This window comes from Zooshikella ganghwensis, from assembly GCF_018263875.1.
Classification (GTDB): domain Bacteria; phylum Pseudomonadota; class Gammaproteobacteria; order Pseudomonadales; family Zooshikellaceae; genus Zooshikella; species Zooshikella ganghwensis.
Genome location: NZ_JAEVHG010000045.1, coordinates 2,501 through 5,178 on the forward strand (window position 1 = coordinate 2,501; position 2,678 = coordinate 5,178).

Sequence of the window (2,678 nt, forward strand, 5' to 3'; positions counted from 1 at the left end):
TGAACATGGGGGGACCATCCTCCAAGGCTAAATACTCCCAGCTGACCGATAGTGAACCAGTACCGTGAGGGAAAGGCGAAAAGAACCCCGTTGAGGGGAGTGAAATAGACCCTGAAACCGTATGCATACAAGCAGTGGGAGCCTGTCTTCGGACGGGTGACTGCGTACCTTTTGTATAATGGGTCAGCGACTTACTTTTAGTGGCAAGGTTAACCGTATAGGGGAGCCGTAGGGAAACCGAGTCTGAATAGGGCGTGTAGTCGCTAGGAGTAGACCCGAAACCGAGCGATCTATCCATGGGCAGGGTGAAGGTTAGGTAACACTGACTGGAGGCCCGAACCCACTGTCGTTGAAAAGCCAGGGGATGACCTGTGGATAGGAGTGAAAGGCTAATCAAGCTCGGAGATAGCTGGTTCTCCCCGAAAGCTATTTAGGTAGCGCCTCGCGTCTCACCCTCGGGGGTAGAGCACTGTTTCGGCTAGGGGCCCATCCCGGGTTACCAAACCGATGCAAACTCCGAATACCGAGGAGTGCAATCGCGGGAGACAGACGGCGGGTGCTAACGTCCGTCGTCAAGAGGGAAACAACCCAGACCGCCAGCTAAGGTCCCCAAGTTCTAGTTAAGTGGGAAACGATGTGAGAAGGCCCAGACAGCCAGGAGGTTGGCTTAGAAGCAGCCACCCTTTAAAGAAAGCGTAATAGCTCACTGGTCGAGTCGGCTCGCGCGGAAGATGTAACGGGGCTAAAACTAGACACCGAAGCTGCGGCTGCACACTTAGGTGTGCGGGGTAGGGGAGCGTTCTGTAAGCTGTAGAAGGTCAATCGAGAGGTTGGCTGGAGGTATCAGAAGTGCGAATGCTGACATGAGTAACGATAAAGGGAGTGAGAAGCTCCCTCGCCGGAAGACCAAGGGTTCCTGCGCAACGTTAATCGGCGCAGGGTGAGTCGGCCCCTAAGGCGAGCACGAAAGTGGTAGTCGATGGGAAACTGGTTAAAATTCCAGTACTGCTAATGACTGCGATGGAGGGACGGAGAAGGCTAGGTCAGCCTGGTGATGGTTATCCAGGTTTAAGCTAGTAGGCGGTGTTCTTAGGCAAATCCGGGAACGCAACGCCGAGAAGCGATGACGAGCTCTCATTAGAGAGCGAAGTGATTGATGCCCTGCTTCCAGGAAAATCTTCTAAGCTTCAGGTCATTAGGAACCGTACCCCAAACCGACACAGGTGGTCAGGTAGAGAATACCAAGGCGCTTGAGAGAACTCGGGTGAAGGAACTAGGCAAAATGGCACCGTAACTTCGGGAGAAGGTGCGCCGCTGATGGTGATTGGACTAGCTCCATGAGCTGTTGGCGGTCGAAGATACCAGGTGGCTGCGACTGTTTATTAAAAACACAGCACTCTGCAAACACGAAAGTGGACGTATAGGGTGTGACGCCTGCCCGGTGCCGGAAGGTTAATTGATGGGGTTAGCTTCGGCGAAGCTCTTGATCGAAGCCCCGGTAAACGGCGGCCGTAACTATAACGGTCCTAAGGTAGCGAAATTCCTTGTCGGGTAAGTTCCGACCTGCACGAATGGCGTAACGATGGCCACGCTGTCTCCACCCGAGACTCAGTGAAATTGAACTTGCTGTGAAGATGCAGTGTATCCGCGGCTAGACGGAAAGACCCCGTGAACCTTTACTACAGCTTCACACTGGACTTTGAACCTACTTGTGTAGGATAGCTGGGAGGCTTTGAAGCCGGGACGCCAGTTCTGGTGGAGCCGACCTTGAAATACCAGCCTGGTATGTTTGAGGTTCTAACTCTGACCTGTAATCCAGGTCGAGGACAGTGTGTGGTGGGTAGTTTGACTGGGGCGGTCTCCTCCCAAAGCGTAACGGAGGAGCACGAAGGTGCGCTAAGCATGGTCGGACATCATGCGGTTAGTGTAAAGGCATAAGCGCGCTTAACTGCGAGACGTACATGTCGAGCAGGTACGAAAGTAGGTCTTAGTGATCCGGTGGTTCTGAATGGAAGGGCCATCGCTCAACGGATAAAAGGTACTCCGGGGATAACAGGCTGATACCGCCCAAGAGTTCACATCGACGGCGGTGTTTGGCACCTCGATGTCGGCTCATCACATCCTGGGGCTGAAGCCGGTCCCAAGGGTATGGCTGTTCGCCATTTAAAGTGGTACGCGAGCTGGGTTTAGAACGTCGTGAGACAGTTCGGTCCCTATCTGCCGTGGACGTTGGAGACTTGAGGAGAGCTGCTCCTAGTACGAGAGGACCGGAGTGGACGAACCACTGGTGTTCCGGTTGTGTCGCCAGACGCATTGCCGGGTAGCTAAGTTCGGACGGGATAACCGCTGAAGGCATCTAAGCGGGAAGCCCCCTTCAAGATGAAGTCTCCCTGGGCTGTAAGGCCCCTGAAGAGCCGTTTAAGACTAAGACGTTGATAGGCTGGGTGTGTAAGCGTTGTGAGGCGTTGAGCTAACCAGTACTAATGGCTCGTGAGGCTTGACCATATAACGCCAAAGTGATTTGAGTGAGTTGTAGTTACGATTCTGCTAAAGGTTTATGCTTGACGACGATAGCGAGTGGGCACCACCTGATTCCATCCCGAACTCAGAAGTGAAACTGCTCAGCGCCGATGGTAGTGTGGCGTTTCGCCATGTGAGAGTAGGACATCGTCAAGCGC

General features: G+C 53.8%; 2 rRNA genes (1 of these 2 cut by a window edge). Both read left to right on the top strand.

Annotation, left to right across the window (positions count from 1 at the left end):
• A 23S ribosomal RNA gene (locus KHS79_RS25580) occupies positions 1 to 2,505 on the top strand (it extends 389 nt beyond the left edge of the window).
• Positions 2,506 to 2,560: 55 nt separating this feature from the next.
• A 5S ribosomal RNA gene (gene rrf, locus KHS79_RS25585) occupies positions 2,561 to 2,676 on the top strand.
• The last annotated feature ends 2 nt before the right edge of the window (positions 2,677 to 2,678 follow it).